Genomic DNA, 15228 nt, shown 5'->3' on the forward strand with positions numbered 1-15228 from the left:
GATGTGCATAAGTGATACTATAAATATTTGAATTGAAACAAAAAAACAAGGTCTCCAATGAGAACCTTGTTTTTTATCTATTAATTATTTTCTTTTAACATTTATAGATATTGATTCATAACCATTTGATGCAGGCATTGTGCTTAACTCCATTTTGTAGTTACCCTTATCTAAGTTTGTGTGATAATCTCGCTCGCCTGAATTTTTGAAAGGTAATGCAACAATATCGTTAATTTCTTTATCTAGATTTAAATCTGGATTTATTAAAGTAATCCAATTTTTTGCTAACTCTACAGTAGCTTTATCAATTATAAATGTAATCATGAAATCATTTTCATTCTCACCTACTAAATAGAGTTGCCCTTGTCCATAATCATAAATCTTTCCTAAATTAGGATTAGAGGAAAGTATTTCTACCCTTTCACCATCGCCCATCTGGCCGCCGCTGATATATACACTTTCGTATTTGAAATCTTCATTATAATTCTTGTTTATTTTAGTAATTAGATTTTGAGCTTCTTTAGATACAGATTTTAGTAGCAACGGTGAACTGTTTATCCAGCTACTACTGTCGTAATGAAATTCACTTGTAATCATAGAGCTTGGGAGATCAAACGGTGGTAATTCAGGTTTTGCTTCTACAAAATTAATTGCATTATATAGAAACTGTGCATATTGCTCACGAGTTACAATTTTTTTAGGTTCAAACATATTATTTCCTGTTCCAACTACAATTTTATTTTCTTGAAGTGCACTGATTGCGTCAGTAGCCCAATAATTTTTTTCAACATCTTCAAATGTAGTTATAGATGATGTTCTTAATCTGAAAGCCTTTTTTAATACAGCAGCCAACTGTTCACGAGTTAAAGTATCATCTGGGCCAAATTTACCATTACCATATCCATTCATAATTCCAGCTCTAGCAATCGCTAAAATTTCTTTTTCAAACATAGTACCTTTCACATCATTGAATGGATTTTTGAAAGGAGGGGCAGTAGGATCAGTCACTGGTTGTATATAATTATATAACAATCTAGCAACTTGACCTCGTGTGATGGGATCACCAAAACCAAATATACCATTTCCATAACCAGCAAAGATCTGTTTCTCTTTTAAATCCATAATTGCATTATAAGACCAGTGATCTGAAGGAACATCGCGAAATCCAGTCTCAGCTTGTGCATTTGTTAAAGAGGTAAATGTTGATGTAGCAAGAACAGCGCCTGCTAAAATAATTTGTTTGAATTTCATTAGTAAGCTCCTTTTAATTAATTTTTAACAAATTAATTAACTTATTTTATTAATAAATAAAAATATAACAATTAACATTATAGTTAGGTGTGTAAATTAAATCAATATTTAGTTGTAAATGGATATTGAGATAGATTACAAATAAATTTCGATAACTATCCATAACTACTAGGAAAGGCATACTATGTAAGTTTGATTAAATGCAGAAACTTGAATAAAGTCCATGTCCGCATTACGGAGTAAAGGGCCTAACGTTAATGTTTGATAGCGAGGTTCACAATGACAATCGCAGTCGCACTTTTTACGCTTCTTACGATAGCGCTTATACGAACGGTCGTAATAATAGTTTGACATATTTAAGCACGTACCTCCTTTTTAGTACATGCTATGCGCAGAGTAGGAGGAAAGCTTGGACCAAATAGTATGGTTGTTTAAGTTTAAGGTAAGACATAAATAGAAAAAATCATCCCATGTAGAGACGTTCTTTATAATTTATATTCACTAGATCAATAAACTTTAATTCGATATTCAAACAAAATACATCTCTAAAACATAGAATATATCAAAATAACAGAAAATAAATATAATATTATCTTTTAAAATATTGATATAATGTTAATAGAATACAAAATGCATATAGCTATAAATTAGGAGGAGTGTTCAATGTCAACATCAACAAGTGAATCCGTTCAAACATCACTAAGTGAATCTGAGAAGTATACAGTTAATAGTATATTGAATTATATAGAAAGTGATAAAACAGATTATGCCATTTTATTAAATGGCAAATGGGGGAGTGGTAAAACTTATTTTTGGAAGAATGTTTTAAAAAAGGAGATTAAGGATAGGGAGAAAAATATAATTTATGTATCGTTATATGGTGTTAGCAGTATAGAAGAAATTGATAAAAAAATTGTATTAGGAAAGTTGGAATTTGTTGAAAAGATTTCTGATAGCAAAATAGGAGGAGGAATTACTGAGATAGGAAAAGCGGTTTTTGGTGTGGTGAAAAAATTTGATATTACGGGTTTGAGTGATGAACTTAGTAATATTAATTTTAAGGACTTTTTTAATTACTCTGATACAGTTTTATGTTTTGATGATTTAGAAAGAGTAAACATGAGTGTTGACGAGGTATTAGGTTATATAAATAACTTTGTAGAACATGATGGGATAAAAGTTATAATTATTGGGAATGAAGATGAAATAGCCGATAAATTAAATGAGAAAAATCGTGAACTTAAGATGTTGACTACATATTTTTACTTGAAAAATACAGAAGATGGTAATCGTACTACTTCAAAAACACAAGGAGAGAAAATATTAGAAAATGATTTAATTAAAAATAAATTAAATGATTTATTTCATAAACAAAATGAATATAAAAGAATTAAAGAAAAGTTAATAGGTAAAACATTAACAATTCAATTGGATGAAGAGAATCTTATAGGGAATATCATTAACCAAACTTCGAATACAAAACTACATAGTTTTCTCGAACATAATATAGAAATAATTGATACAACGTTTAAAGAAAGTGGTAATAGAAATATTAGGATTTTAAAACAGGCATTAGAGGATTTTGAACTAATATATGAGCAGTGTGAACAAAATGCTTATGAGTTAAACGAAATGCCTCAATCAATATTGAAATTCGTGTTGGCAGCCTCGTTTGAAATCAAAAATGATGAACCAGGTAATGAGGAATTAAAGGAAATCAATTCAAATGACGATTTTAAAGAACAGATTGGTATAACAAGAATAGAAAAAAAGAATGATAAAGCATTTCCCGAAAAATTTATAAGTAAATATTACGGTGCCCAAGGTAGTTCCTACCATAAAAGATACTTTTTTAAATTTGCAGAAATATTAATTCGTGATGGAATACTTGATTTGGAATTATTCAAAGAGGAGCTAAATAATTTTCAATTAGAATTAAAAAATAATAATTATAAGCCTGAAGATTTATTCTTCACTAATTATTGGGATTTAATGGATGAAGAGTTTATTAGATATGAGGAACTTATGTACAATAAACTTATAAATGGTGAAGCAAGGATTGATTTGTATCTTAAGGCATATAAAACATATCGATACTTTGTTGAGAAAAAAATGGTTCAAAAGGATATTGTTAAAATAAAAAAGGATTTAATGAGTGGTTTAAAAAAAGTTGGTGAAAAAGGAAAGTCCATCGAGAATTTTCATACATTTTTTTTAAGTAAGGGAAATGAAGATGATAGCGATCTTCTAGAATTTATAGATATGATTATTAGAGTAAATAACCAATTAAAATTAGACAAAGAAAAAGAGGATATACAGTTATTACTTGTAGAAATGCAAACAAATTTCCATAAATTTTTTACAGTTATAAGTAGACAATACATATCTAAGCCTTTTTTTGTACATTGTAATTTAAATGAATTATATAATAATGTAATAAACCTCTTACCAACGAATATTAACAGTATAGAAGGTTTTGTGAAAAAGAGAATTGTAACGATGGAGGATTCACCTTTAATTCAAGAGGAAATACAAATGATAAGTTTATTAGGGAAAATGTTATTAAATGAAATAGATGTGGAAAGAATGACACCTAGACGTCTTGCAATACAAGAATTAGCAGAATCTATTCAGGAATATGAAAGAAAAGCGTTAGAAATACAAGCTAGTGATACAAGCAATACAGAAGGCTAGGAATACGAAAAGAAAACCGACTTAAAAAAGTCGGTTTTCTTTTAAATTAACAAATTCATCAAATTTTAATTTTATTTGCTCATCAATACTGACAACATTTATGTAACTATCATTAATAAATTTATCTTGATAGTATGTAATCAAAAGTTCTTCCTTTTCATGAAGTAATTATATTTTGTGTTTATTGTACATGAGCCAGAATTCTTTTTGGAGTTAGGAATTGACTACAATTAATTTTGGGTATTGTTTGTGATATGATTTTGTTTGAGTTTACTAATTTGTAAGAAGGAGAATATTTATGGAAATTGTTTTGAATTCAGAACTATTTACAGAAGAGCAAAAAGAATATTTGAAACCACAAATATTACAATTAATTAGCAATTTGTCGGTTGACTTAGATGTGTCTACACTTAAAAAAGTAATCATACCTAAAGAGTTTACTAAAGAGATAATCTTGTTTCAAAAAGAGCACAATAAACAAGAAAAAGGACATACTAAAAATGAACACGAAGAAGCGAAAGCAAAAGTAATGTACTATATGGAAGATGGAAACTATTATCAAACTGTTTTTCTTCATGAGATGTTTATAACTGGAGTTATGTTTGGTGATGATAAGGTAGTAAATAACTGTTATTCATTTATTCGTCATGAATTGGGGCATGTGCATGATGAATTTAACAAAAGGAAAATATATTCAGATGATTTAAGGAAGGGCATTGGGCTAACTCAATCAGATTTTATTCTGACCATACCTTCGGATATTGTATGGTCAGAATACTTTGCTAATCGAACGGCAGGGAAATACCTTACAACAGACTTGTTTTTAGAGCAAGCTTCTTATACTTTTGATTTAATTGATCGTGCGAAAGAACAATGTACGAAGTATGTAAAAGAGTATAGAAAACATGCAGATGTTAATCTGTTATTAGAGCAAATTATGAATTCTACCCACATGCTATTTTATTTTTCTGCCCTATCTCTTGGGAATTTGCATTATTATAAAGAAACATTAGATGAACCAAACTATAAGATTATTAAAGAATCAATGGAAAAAAATATCGCTGGTACTTACTATGAGGAAAGCTGGAATTTAATTGATAAAGCATTAATTAATTTATACTCTAAATACCCCCAGTGGAATGATATATATCAGCTTGAAGAATTAAATCAAGCAATACATAAATGCTGGAATCACTTAGGGATATACTTAGAGGATTATGGTGAGAACATGTTTATTAATGTACCTCTTTAAATCATAAAATAGATATGCATATAAAAAGAATCGGCGTAAAAGTACCGATTCTTTTTAATTTACGTTAATTCGGTTCTAATAGAATAGTGAAAATCAGAAAATTTATTTAGGAAAAAGATCAATCCAATTCTATTACAGAATCAGCTTGCTTTATAATTATGCTTTCATCATGGTAATAAGAGTATCACCATCAATTAACTCGATATTTTTATTTGCTGCATATTGCCGCGCGTTCTTATTGAAAGGACTTAGTGTAACGAAATATCCTCCAACAGCATCAGCATCCACAATGGCGCTATGAAGCTTCTGAATAAACGGTCTGCCGATGGAGCTTTTTGTATAGCGCTTTACCTCAACGAATTTCATTTCATTCCCTTTATAAAGGATAATATCTTTTCCACCATCATTAGAACCAGAAGTCACCTGAACTTTATAACCAAGTGTACGAAATACATCAGCTACAAAATATTCGAATTCTCTTGGATCCATTATTTCTAAACTACTGCGAGTAGCAGCTTGTTGCACTCGGTGTGTCCTAATTTCTTCAGGTGTTACGTGTGGACCTCTCATGACAAAACCGATGAGAAAAACAAGTAAAAGCAATACTATTGCCCAAATCATGCAATTCACCTCAGTATGAGTATGTCCAATTGATGCTTATTCTACTTCTTCCTCAATCCAAATGTCTTCTAATTTCATTTCCAGTGCACGAGCAATGCGATAGGCAACTGGTAAGGTTGGAAGTCCACCTTTTATTAAATTCGTCATTGTGGATGTTGCAATCCCGGCTTTTTTAGCAATAAAACTGTATTTAATTCCACGATCATCCAAAATTTCCTTCAAACGACTTTCCATATCATCACCCTTTTTTATTTGTCCTACGAATTTTTTCTCGAAGGACAAGCAAAATCCTTCTTTCTAGGTCATATACCTATATCAAGACCACGAGGAATACCAAGTGGAATCAAGGACATCAAGAGGGGAGAGGGCGCGTATGCGTTGGCAATATTCACATTTGAATGAAACACCTTACCTGTATCCATCAAAAGAATTGAGAAATATGTATAGAGGTGCTAATGGCAAGAAAGAGACGAATGCAGTTGTGAACCACATGGAAAGGCATGAGGTTTTTGATAATCGTGATTACAAAGGATATTATCGTTTATCAAAAGATATAATAGAGGATTTATATGAAGATGAGGATGAAGTGCTTGAGTGGGGAGATGTCCTTAATGAGTATCAATCGGTTATGACAGCGAAGGGATTACAACTCATTCGAAAAGAGGGATTCAAATGACAATCGTAGGAGAAGCGGTAGTGGTATGGACGGCAACTGGCTTGTCAGTGATTACGATGAAGGTCGCAGAAAAAATGGGGCAGAGTGTTCCACATTGGCTTCCACGTATGACCATGTACACAACGCTCACAGGCTCGTTCTTGTATCTTCTACGTTATGTGCTTTTCGCATTTCTATAAGGGAATACCAATGTGGAATTGTAGGACATTTACTGGGCGTTGATATAGAACATGTACGGGAGTCTTCCAAAAATAAGGGATATATACCCTTATAAAGGGTATATGGGGAGTGGAGAAAATGATTGAATTATTACTCGTTCCAGTTGCAGGTTTAACAGTGGCATTATTCGGTGAAAAGTTCAAAAGTAAAAATGATGATAAGCGAAAGATACAGGTGTTTTTTGAGGTAGCTGGTATTGCGATCAAAAGAAATAATGAAGAGAAATTGCAATATCCAAAGTTCCAAAAACAAATCGATGATGATCGTAGTACGACTTATGTATATACCTTACCGCTTGGCATGCCGAGTAAAATCGTACAGAAGGTTGAGGACGTTGTTTCTGAAGGATTAAATAAACCAGTACGTATTCAGTACGATAATTATAAATTGAACATTCGTGTATTCCATCGGGAGATACCGAATAAGTGGAATTGGTCAACGGGATTAGTGAAGAAAGGGAAATGGCGTGTTCCAATGGGGCAAAGTCTAGAGAGAATAATTTACCATGACTTTGATAAAACTCCACACATGGTGCTAGGTGGCCTTACACGAATGGGGAAAACAGTGTTTTTGAAAGTATTGCTTACCACTTTGATTGAAGCGAACCCTGAAAATGCTCATGTATATTTAATTGATTTAAAGGAAAAAGGACTGGAATTTAGCGAGTTTAGTAATTTGAAACAAGTCGTAGAAGTCGCTGATTCTGTAGAAAAGGCACATCGCGTACTAGGGAGCATTATGGAGAAGATTGAAGAACGAGGAAAACTCATGAAGGAAAACGGCTACAAAAATATAGTTGAGACAAAAGAAAAAGATAGGTATTTCATCATTGTTGATGAGGGTGCCGTACTTGCTCCAGTAAAAGGATTACCACGTCCTGTTAATAAAATACGAGAAGAGTGTCAGTACATGCTCAGTTATATAGCGACGGTATCCGGCGGTTTAGGATTTCGTTTAATATTGGCTACACAGTACCCTACAGTTACTTCAATTCCATCAGTAGTAAAGCAAATGTCTGATGCAAAGTTAGGGTTTCGATTACCGACAAGAGTAGCATCTGAGGTTGTTCTTGATGAATCCGGACTAGAAGTATTACCATCCTTACCTGGTAGAGCGATTTATAAAAGTGATCGGCTTACTGAAATTCAAGTTCCTTATATTAGTGATGAAATGATGTGGAAACATCTAAAAGAATATGAGGTGGAAAAACATGAACATCCAGAGCCACATGAAAATCAACCGTCAGATGGCGATACTTGCGACGATTAGAAAGCTTCAGTTTGCAACGAGAAGACATTTGATGAGTGTGCATGATATGGGTGGTATTCGAAATGCAAACCGTATTATGGGAGATTTAAAATCATACGTGAGTAAAACGATACAAGGTAAGGAGTATGTGTATTATCTCAATAAAGAAGGGCATGCCATGTTTGGTGATGATGGGAAGGTTGTGTCGAGAGGGAAACTAGCTCATGCACTATTACGTAATGAAGCGTGGTTACATTTATTTTGTCCGGACGATTGGCAGATTGAAACGGATATACGTTATATAAAGAATAAAGAGAAAAAGAAGATAATTCCTGATGTGAAGTTTCGCGATGAAGAAGGCATACTTCATGCAGTTGAAATAGATCGCTCGCAGAAAATGAAAGTGAATGAAGAGAAGTTAAAAAAATATGAAGAACTCACACAAATTTATAAACAAAAGTATAACGGGAAAATGCCAATCATTCATTTCTTTACAGTTACAAAATATAGGGGAAAGAAATTGGAGCAGTTAGCAGCAAAATATGATGTATATGTGAAGGTCTATGTGATTGCAAGTATATAAGAGCGAAATAAAAAATAAAAGTCCTTCTAAGGTGACATATAGCGTTACAACTCTTTAGAAAACAATTCTAATTCATCAGAAATCTATAAATCCATATTAAAAACGCCATCCTTTCTGTATGTTTCTACAAAAAGAATAGCGTATCTTTGCATTTTGAAGAAGTTTAGTTTTGTTAGCTTGATAGCGATGGAGCGAGACCTCTAATATTGATGAAAAAAGACCGAACAACCTATAATTATTATGGGTGAAACTAAAATAATTATAAATCCAACTATTCTATATTTTGAAAAGAACTGAACAATATATCCTATTAAAAGTAAAAAAATTAATACCCATATTAAATAGTAATCAAAGTTAGCCGGTTGACCAAAGGCTCTTGCACCGAGATTTATTATAGCAAAAATTAATAGAAATACCGGAAATACTATCAGTAAAATACGGTAAAGTACTTTTAATATTTTCAAACTACCCCTCCATATATATAATTAATTTCGAATGGTATATTCCACTTTCTTTAAATTACCGCCTTTTTCATAACCTAAGATATATTGGTATATTTTAACATATTCCAAGTTGAATGATTACTAAAAACAATCGGATATAAAAACATTATCATTTAACCATTCTGTGAATTGTAGAACGATATCTTTTAAACATATTCAGCAACAAGAAATATTAATACGTATATTACAACCTCTTTAATTGATGACTTTGGTCATAGTAGTAGTATGATTGATGTGTAAAAGAAAAAATACAATAAAGGTTTTTTAGTAGAAGAAAATAAAAAAGTGCTAACAAGTTTGCAAACGAACTTGCTAACACCTATACAAAATAGACATAATTTATCGCTGATATGTCGTCTTTGAAAATAGCTTTAATCAGTTAAATCACACTTATACGAAATGCTCATAAAAATAGCCTTAATATCAAGAATATAATCATCCAGATATTCCTTTGCTATTAAGACGAAAACGGGGCATGATATTGGTTTCTACTCCAGAATTTTCATCAAATAATACAAAATTACGATTTGTAAAACTAAAAGTACAACAAGCTACAAACGGCATAAAATGGATTAAAATATTTAGAAGTTTAAAAGATGATTTTCATATAGGTGGAGAAGTTGAATTAGAGCATATTCTTCAATATCCGAAAGATTATATGCTAGGAGCAAACATTAGGGTGTTGCTTCCATACAATGAGAGAATATATAAAGTTCAAGGTACAAAAATAAAACCTGGTATAAAAGTAAAGGAAAGTGAGTATCTTTTTAAATGGTTTCAGCAAAAATTCTCTCATTTCACATTACTACCAGAATGTAATAAGCTAGCAACAAATAATGAAAATGAATTATTCCCTTTAATTGCACCAAAAGGATTAGAGACTATAACGTTAGAACTATGGTCTGAAAAAATATCGTTGGAAGTTGAACAAGCGTTATTTGAAAATGAAATTGTGTTAGCTCAAATTGGCGAGTCATCATATGTATTAAATGCAGATTCTCCAGTATTATTAAAAATAGTAAGATATAATATTGAAAAAGTATTGCAAAATCCATATAAAATGCAATATTGTCAGAAATACAAAACAAATTTAGTAGAGGATGTTATGAAAGCCGTTTATGCTACTGCAGGTGAGCGCAATGATGCGACGTTGGCGTTAATCGCAATGAAAAATTGTGATGGGCGTGAAAAAATTGATCCAAAGCAAATCGTTAGAGAAGGGTTTGCACGAACTAACCGTATTTCAGCATTTATTAATTTATTTATTGGCCAAAGTGTATCTCGTAAAACAATTATTAATTGTATCCTTAGTTTATTAGAACAAAAAGGATTTTTGAAACGTAGTTGGAATAAAATAAATTTACCTTGTACATATGTTAATTTATCAATTGAGCGAATCTCGAAATTTGATTTCTTACCTATTTTTTCACAAATAAAAGGAAAAGAAATTTCATATAAACTATATGGGAATACAGAGTGGCAAACGATTGATCGTTTATTATTAAATATAAATAAACATAATGCCTTTTTACCGCAGCCTTCAAAAAGAAATGATATGGAGATTCTATTTAAACAATTTGTTTCTGAAACATTATCAGGAATTTTACAACATGTAAAAGAGCAAAATGAACAAGTGTATTTCATTATAGATGCGAATTTAAGAAAACATTGGATAAAAGAGTTACAAAATAAAAAAATTGATATAGATACTTTCCCTGAGATTGTTCCTGATGTGCTAAAGGTTCCAAACTTAAATATTATAAGAATAAATAAAGCTTTTGATACACCAAAATACGGTGTGATAGAACGTGATGATGTTCCGGATGGCACAAGTTTATATACAGATCAAAAGGGGATGTATTATAGCGCTGGTGAATATTCTTTGAATGATAGTGAAACATTGCAGCGATACATACTTGAAATTTTACCTTTAGGTGTAAAATCTGTAGAAAGGAATTATATCGCCAAAATGATACATTACATGTGCTGTAATTCAAGTATGCTGTTAGAAAAGGATGTACACATGCCGTATTCCATGCATATGGCGAAAGTAGTAAAGGGCTATATGACGGATATAGATGCAAGAGAGTTTAAAGAGTTTGATGATGAACTGGATGTAGATATTATGAAAATAGAAAAGAAAGATTCAATATTCTGCTCTAAATAATAGTAGACAAATCCTGCTCATTATATCGGTCAGGATTTGTCATTTTTCCATGTAAATAAGGATATCTTTTGTCATGTATCTTCTCTTTTACGTATTTACTTTATTTACATACAGGATTAAGATGTTTTTTAGAAATAAAAAACTACATCATTTGGGAAAGCAATATGAATTGATTCAAAAGAAATTTGAAAGGAATGAGGAATTGTGAAGAAATTAGATGTGTTATTAATGCTATTGAGCGGCCTCTTTCCGGTTGCAGGAATTATAAAGAAAATCCCACTAGAACAATCTTTATATATCGGGGGCCTTTTATTTTTTACTAGTTTTGGTAGCTATTTTGCGAAAAAAATATATTCACGTATATGTAGTTGGATAGCGTATGCGCCATTTATAACACTACTGTTAGTCATTTGGCATCAAGATATTTCAACAAGTTCAATAATAGGGAATGCGAAAATCGCCGCTTGTATCGCTTTAATTCCATGTTTATTCCGTTTTCGTACATATGGACTTACTTTCGGTTTATTCTCATTATGGGCCGCTTTACTTTGGGATATTAAAGAAGTACAGTCTTTAGTCATACTTGAACGTATGTCGAGTTTAATGACAAGTCATTACTTATATCTTCTACTGTTAGTTGGAGGACTTATATTAGGTGGATTACTTGCGATGTTATTACATCGTAAAGAGCAGGATGATAATAAAGAAAATATAAATCTATTTCAACAAAAAAAGAAGCGCAAAAAATTATCATTTAAGATTCCACTTCCTAGATTACCGAAATTAAAGATCAAATTATTTAAGTTTGGTGGAAAAGCATCAAAACGAAAAACGCCAGAAAAAATACGTGAGCATAATTACGAAGAACCAGCTTCAGCTGCAACATATGAAATGGCAGAGCAAATACAACAAGGTACTGCTCAAGGACAAACGAGGATGGAACGTCGTAGAAATAGGTATAATGTATAAGAAATTTCAGTAAACCCTTTAATGATGTATCATTAAAGGGTTTTTTTATGTAATTAAATATAGATTGCCAATACGGAATTCATAGCATACTCTAAAGATGAGCAATTAAATAAAATAATGGGAGGACAAAATGTTGATTATTACATATATTTCTGTCTGTATATTATTTTTAGTTAGCTTTTTACATGTTTACTGGGCTTTCGGAGGTAAGTGGGCGACAAATAGTGTCATTCCAACAAAATCTGGAGAAAAGGCATTTATACCAGGTGTAGGGATGACATTGTTCATTGCGTTATTATTAAGTATGGCAGCAATGATTTTATTACAACAAACAAATGTTGTTCATTTCGAAGTTCCTAATAGTATTGTTCAATTGGGCTCCTGGATTTGTATGATTGTTTTTTTTATAAGAGTAATTGGTGAGTTTCATTATTTTGGCATCTTTAAGCGAAAAAAAGATACGCGTTTTGCTAAAATGGATACTGTTTTATATATACCACTTTGTGCATTTTTATCTTTATCGTTCTTACTAGCAATTATAACGTGAACATAAAATAGTAGCTGCTTTTTCTAAAATAAATAAACGTGAATTAGCAAGGAGTAAAAGTGAGAAATCTAGTAGTAAATAAAAAGGATGTAAGCGTCTTCTTATCGAAATATAGATTATTATGAAAGGCGGTGACACTATGAAGTATGTAAAAGTCTGTATGAATGGCGGAAGTGAACACAAATTCTCGATGACTTTAGATCGGTTTGAAGAACTTATTACTACAGAGAATGGACTATTAGAAAATAAATTAGTTAGTATTGAAAATGTAATGATTAATCCTACTAATATATCTTCTGTAGTTGAAAAAATTGGTGTACCGGCTAAGTTTATGGAAGCTTAAAAATCGATACATAAAAAAACATCCATAAGGATGTTTTTTTATGTGTAAATATAATAATTACACAATTAATAAATGAGCAGAATTTTTAGCAATACGTATACATTTGATGTTTAATAGATGCACAATAAAATAAGTACAAGCATATATTATATTGTAGGACAAGACCTTCGTGTCCTACTTAATACTCAGAAAAAACCTCTATCACATGAGAGCATCCAATTGCAGGGTGCTCTTTTTTTATCCCGTTCTTTAACTTTCAATTTTAAACATATCTTTGATGTTAATAAATATTAAAAATAATATAATAGCAAAAATTAAGTTTGATAAATAGAAATCTTGATGAAATAGTAGTTCAAAGATGACATCGAAAACATATAATATGGCGATAGTAGGTAATATACAAATAAATATAAATCTCCAATTTTTTAAATAATGTTTATAAGTAGTAATCGCTTTCTCCATGCATATAGCTCCTATATTTTTTATTTTCTATATAATTATACATTTAAATAAAAGGATTTACAAAAGAATATTTAGTAATTAAGAATTGTAGGAGAGATTTTGTTGAAAATGTGGATAGCTGTAGCAATCTGAATAATAAATGCTTTTACTTAAAAAAACTTTAAAAGAATGATACTAAAATGATACACTATAATATACGTTATTTATGAAATGAATAGAGGGATTTGTATGATAGACAAAATCAAAAATGTTGTAGAGGATATGTATGAAGATGAAGCAAAACATTTACTTCAAAATATTCTAATTCAGTTAAATTTGTTAGAAGAAAACTATAGTGAAGATGCAATTAAAAATTTGATGGATATTCCTAAGCAACTAACGAGTAATACATCATATATAAGAAATGTAAAAGAAAGCACACACGTACATATTGCGTTTGATGATTCAACAGCTGGATGTTTAAAATATATGCTTAGTCAAGAAGAACAATTGGAAGAGAGGGTTGTCGCTTTTTCTGAATTTTTTTCAATTGGGCCGATAAACAAGTTACATATGTATGAGGGACAACTTGCAAGACAGAAATGGTTAGTAAACAATTTAACTGCTTATGATAATTATTTTGAAGTAGAGTATTTACCAAGGTTTTTAGAAACTATGGAAGAACTACACACTATTCCTATTGAAACACCTATTACAATTTGGAAAGCTAATAACGCACATGAACATGTAGGCCTATGTTTTGTAATGGCGCAATTAAAAGATAAGAAAAACATTCGCGTTATTAATACGTCTGAAGCAAGTAAAGAAATATTAAAAAAAGAGTATGCTATTCGTGGAACAGGAGAATTATCGCCTGACAGTTTAGCTCTATTGCAAAAAAGTTTTGCAGCATTTCCGTATGTAACGAAAGAAAAGCGAATGGAGTATGAATATGAATGGGATAAATTATCGAATAGTACGGAGTTTTTAAGAGTTTGGAATGAAAATGAAGTGTATTTGGTACAAGAAGATTATTTTGATCAATTTATTATTGAATGCGCGAAAAGTGTAGGTGCTGATTGTGAGTTCCTAAAAGCTCCTAGAGTAATTGGTGAGGCACTTGGTCTTGCTGATCAGTTGGTTGGCGATACATTTTTAGAATATCGTTTAAAGCAATTAATTAAAAAAGAAGTTTTTGAATTTGAAGGTTCGTTAAATGAAATGCGTTTTTATAGTGTGAAGTTGAAATAGCAATTAAACAAAAATCCTCTTCTAATAAAGAATTAGAAGGGGATTTTTTGGGGAATAAAAGAGAAGTTTTTCCTTTATGGAAGTTTTATATAAAAAGAAAATTCATATATCATATAGAATTTATTAATAATTAGGAGGAGTAGCTCATTGAACAATCAGTTTTGTTCATGTCAATTAGATGATGCACCAAAGTTACTACCTCCATCGAACCTCCCCAGTTTACCTTCTGCATTTGCTACTCCTGTACCAACATCTCAAATGAGATCATGGATGTGCAATTGTTTAGGAAGATGGGGCTATTTAAGGTTAAATATACCTGCTACTTTTGGAAGAGATTTATGGTTTTTCCCAACAGAAGTTAGCCGGTTTGATGTATCAGGATATACTTGGCAAGATGGTCATCGTTTTAAGGAAACTTACCAATATAAACAAATTAGTAATTATATGTGCTTTGCATAGTGGC

General features: G+C 31.1%; 15 protein-coding genes and 1 pseudogene. 12 read left to right on the top strand and 4 right to left on the bottom strand.

The features are described 5' to 3' along the window. Positions 1 to 84: 84 nt before the first annotated feature. Entirely contained in the window at positions 85 to 1251 is a 1167-nt protein-coding gene (locus ILS93_RS00835; protein ID WP_222659690.1) for an S-layer homology domain-containing protein, read from the bottom strand. Positions 1252 to 1914: 663 nt separating this feature from the next. Here ILS93_RS00835 and ILS93_RS00840 point away from each other — a divergent pair. Together ILS93_RS00840 and ILS93_RS00845 are read left to right on the top strand one after the other, a co-directional pair. Further along, positions 1915 to 3945: a P-loop NTPase fold protein gene (locus ILS93_RS00840; RefSeq protein ID WP_222659692.1), complete on the top strand. Its 2031-nt coding sequence runs from the start codon at positions 1915 to 1917 to the stop codon at positions 3943 to 3945. Positions 3946 to 4243: 298 nt separating this feature from the next. Then, positions 4244 to 5197, top strand: a complete 954-nt coding sequence (locus tag ILS93_RS00845; RefSeq protein ID WP_222659694.1) for a hypothetical protein — start codon at positions 4244 to 4246, stop codon at positions 5195 to 5197. A gap of 156 nt (positions 5198 to 5353) precedes the next feature. Here ILS93_RS00845 and ILS93_RS00850 read toward each other — a convergent pair whose 3' ends face one another. Further along, the gene (locus tag ILS93_RS00850; RefSeq protein WP_222659696.1) at positions 5354 to 5818 is read right to left on the bottom strand and encodes a restriction endonuclease; all 465 of its coding nucleotides are present in this window, start codon (positions 5816 to 5818) and stop codon (positions 5354 to 5356) included. A gap of 36 nt (positions 5819 to 5854) precedes the next feature. Then, on the bottom strand, positions 5855 to 6052 hold the full coding sequence (locus tag ILS93_RS00855; protein WP_222660541.1) for a helix-turn-helix transcriptional regulator: 198 nt from the start codon (positions 6050 to 6052) through the stop codon (positions 5855 to 5857). A 139-nt stretch (positions 6053 to 6191) separates the two neighbouring features. Here ILS93_RS00855 and ILS93_RS00860 point away from each other — a divergent pair, with 139 nt between their 5' ends. From ILS93_RS00860 to ILS93_RS00895, 8 genes and pseudogenes are all read left to right on the top strand, one after another. Further along, a complete protein-coding gene (locus ILS93_RS00860; RefSeq protein ID WP_222659699.1) occupies positions 6192 to 6494 on the top strand; it encodes a hypothetical protein in 303 nt (100 codons plus the stop codon). Continuing rightward, on the top strand, positions 6491 to 6673 hold the full coding sequence (locus ILS93_RS00865) for a hypothetical protein (RefSeq protein WP_000156984.1): 183 nt from the start codon (positions 6491 to 6493) through the stop codon (positions 6671 to 6673). The genes ILS93_RS00860 and ILS93_RS00865 overlap by 4 nt, the downstream gene beginning before the upstream one ends. A 118-nt stretch (positions 6674 to 6791) precedes the next feature. Continuing rightward, complete coding sequence (locus tag ILS93_RS00870) at positions 6792 to 7982, top strand: FtsK/SpoIIIE domain-containing protein (protein WP_222659701.1); 1191 nt, start codon at positions 6792 to 6794, stop codon at positions 7980 to 7982. After that, on the top strand, positions 7924 to 8544 hold the full coding sequence (locus tag ILS93_RS00875) for a replication-relaxation family protein (RefSeq protein WP_222659703.1): 621 nt from the start codon (positions 7924 to 7926) through the stop codon (positions 8542 to 8544). Before ILS93_RS00870 ends, ILS93_RS00875 begins: the two co-directional genes overlap by 59 nt. Positions 8545 to 9468: 924 nt before the next feature. After that, positions 9469 to 11214: pseudogene (locus tag ILS93_RS00880) on the top strand (RNaseH domain-containing protein); the annotation flags it as partial. 204 nt (positions 11215 to 11418) lie between these two features. Beyond that, positions 11419 to 12183 (top strand): DUF3959 family protein, encoded by a 765-nt coding sequence (locus ILS93_RS00885; protein WP_064475350.1) that lies wholly within the window; start codon positions 11419 to 11421, stop codon positions 12181 to 12183. A gap of 130 nt (positions 12184 to 12313) precedes the next feature. After that, positions 12314 to 12730, top strand: a complete 417-nt coding sequence (locus ILS93_RS00890) for a DUF3995 domain-containing protein (protein ID WP_098102616.1) — start codon at positions 12314 to 12316, stop codon at positions 12728 to 12730. Positions 12731 to 12869: 139 nt separating this feature from the next. Then, a complete protein-coding gene (locus ILS93_RS00895; RefSeq protein ID WP_000878362.1) occupies positions 12870 to 13073 on the top strand; it encodes a hypothetical protein in 204 nt (67 codons plus the stop codon). Between the two features lie 249 nt (positions 13074 to 13322). Here ILS93_RS00895 and ILS93_RS00900 read toward each other — a convergent pair whose 3' ends face one another. Then, positions 13323 to 13535 (bottom strand): hypothetical protein, encoded by a 213-nt coding sequence (locus ILS93_RS00900; RefSeq protein ID WP_000409414.1) that lies wholly within the window; start codon positions 13533 to 13535, stop codon positions 13323 to 13325. A gap of 228 nt (positions 13536 to 13763) precedes the next feature. Between ILS93_RS00900 and ILS93_RS00905 the strand changes: the two genes are divergently transcribed. Together ILS93_RS00905 and ILS93_RS00910 are read left to right on the top strand one after the other, a co-directional pair. Next, positions 13764 to 14765 (top strand): DUF1835 domain-containing protein, encoded by a 1002-nt coding sequence (locus ILS93_RS00905; protein WP_222659705.1) that lies wholly within the window; start codon positions 13764 to 13766, stop codon positions 14763 to 14765. Between the two features lie 147 nt (positions 14766 to 14912). Then, positions 14913 to 15224, top strand: coding sequence for a hypothetical protein (locus ILS93_RS00910; RefSeq protein WP_064475353.1), 312 nt, complete (start codon positions 14913 to 14915; stop codon positions 15222 to 15224). Positions 15225 to 15228: the final 4 nt, after the last annotated feature.

It is taken from the genome of Bacillus sp. 16GRE42, from assembly GCF_019837435.1.
In the GTDB taxonomy this organism is placed as follows: domain Bacteria; phylum Bacillota; class Bacilli; order Bacillales; family Bacillaceae_G; genus Bacillus_A; species Bacillus_A wiedmannii.

Bases quoted from the DNA above. Each gene is read 5' to 3' on its own strand.
- ILS93_RS00835 (WP_222659690.1), bottom strand. From the start codon at position 1,251: ATGAAATTCAAACAAATTATTTTAGCAGGCGCTGTTCTTGCTACATCA.
- ILS93_RS00840 (WP_222659692.1), top strand. From the start codon at position 1,915: ATGTCAACATCAACAAGTGAATCCGTTCAAACATCACTAAGTGAATCT.
- ILS93_RS00845 (WP_222659694.1), top strand. From the start codon at position 4,244: ATGGAAATTGTTTTGAATTCAGAACTATTTACAGAAGAGCAAAAAGAA.
- ILS93_RS00850 (WP_222659696.1), bottom strand. From the start codon at position 5,818: ATGATTTGGGCAATAGTATTGCTTTTACTTGTTTTTCTCATCGGTTTT.
- ILS93_RS00855 (WP_222660541.1), bottom strand. From the start codon at position 6,052: ATGGAAAGTCGTTTGAAGGAAATTTTGGATGATCGTGGAATTAAATAC.
- ILS93_RS00860 (WP_222659699.1), top strand. From the start codon at position 6,192: ATGCGTTGGCAATATTCACATTTGAATGAAACACCTTACCTGTATCCA.
- ILS93_RS00865 (WP_000156984.1), top strand. From the start codon at position 6,491: ATGACAATCGTAGGAGAAGCGGTAGTGGTATGGACGGCAACTGGCTTG.
- ILS93_RS00870 (WP_222659701.1), top strand. From the start codon at position 6,792: ATGATTGAATTATTACTCGTTCCAGTTGCAGGTTTAACAGTGGCATTA.
- ILS93_RS00875 (WP_222659703.1), top strand. From the start codon at position 7,924: ATGAACATCCAGAGCCACATGAAAATCAACCGTCAGATGGCGATACTT.
- ILS93_RS00890 (WP_098102616.1), top strand. From the start codon at position 12,314: ATGTTGATTATTACATATATTTCTGTCTGTATATTATTTTTAGTTAGC.
- ILS93_RS00895 (WP_000878362.1), top strand. From the start codon at position 12,870: ATGAAGTATGTAAAAGTCTGTATGAATGGCGGAAGTGAACACAAATTC.
- ILS93_RS00900 (WP_000409414.1), bottom strand. From the start codon at position 13,535: ATGGAGAAAGCGATTACTACTTATAAACATTATTTAAAAAATTGGAGA.
- ILS93_RS00905 (WP_222659705.1), top strand. From the start codon at position 13,764: ATGATAGACAAAATCAAAAATGTTGTAGAGGATATGTATGAAGATGAA.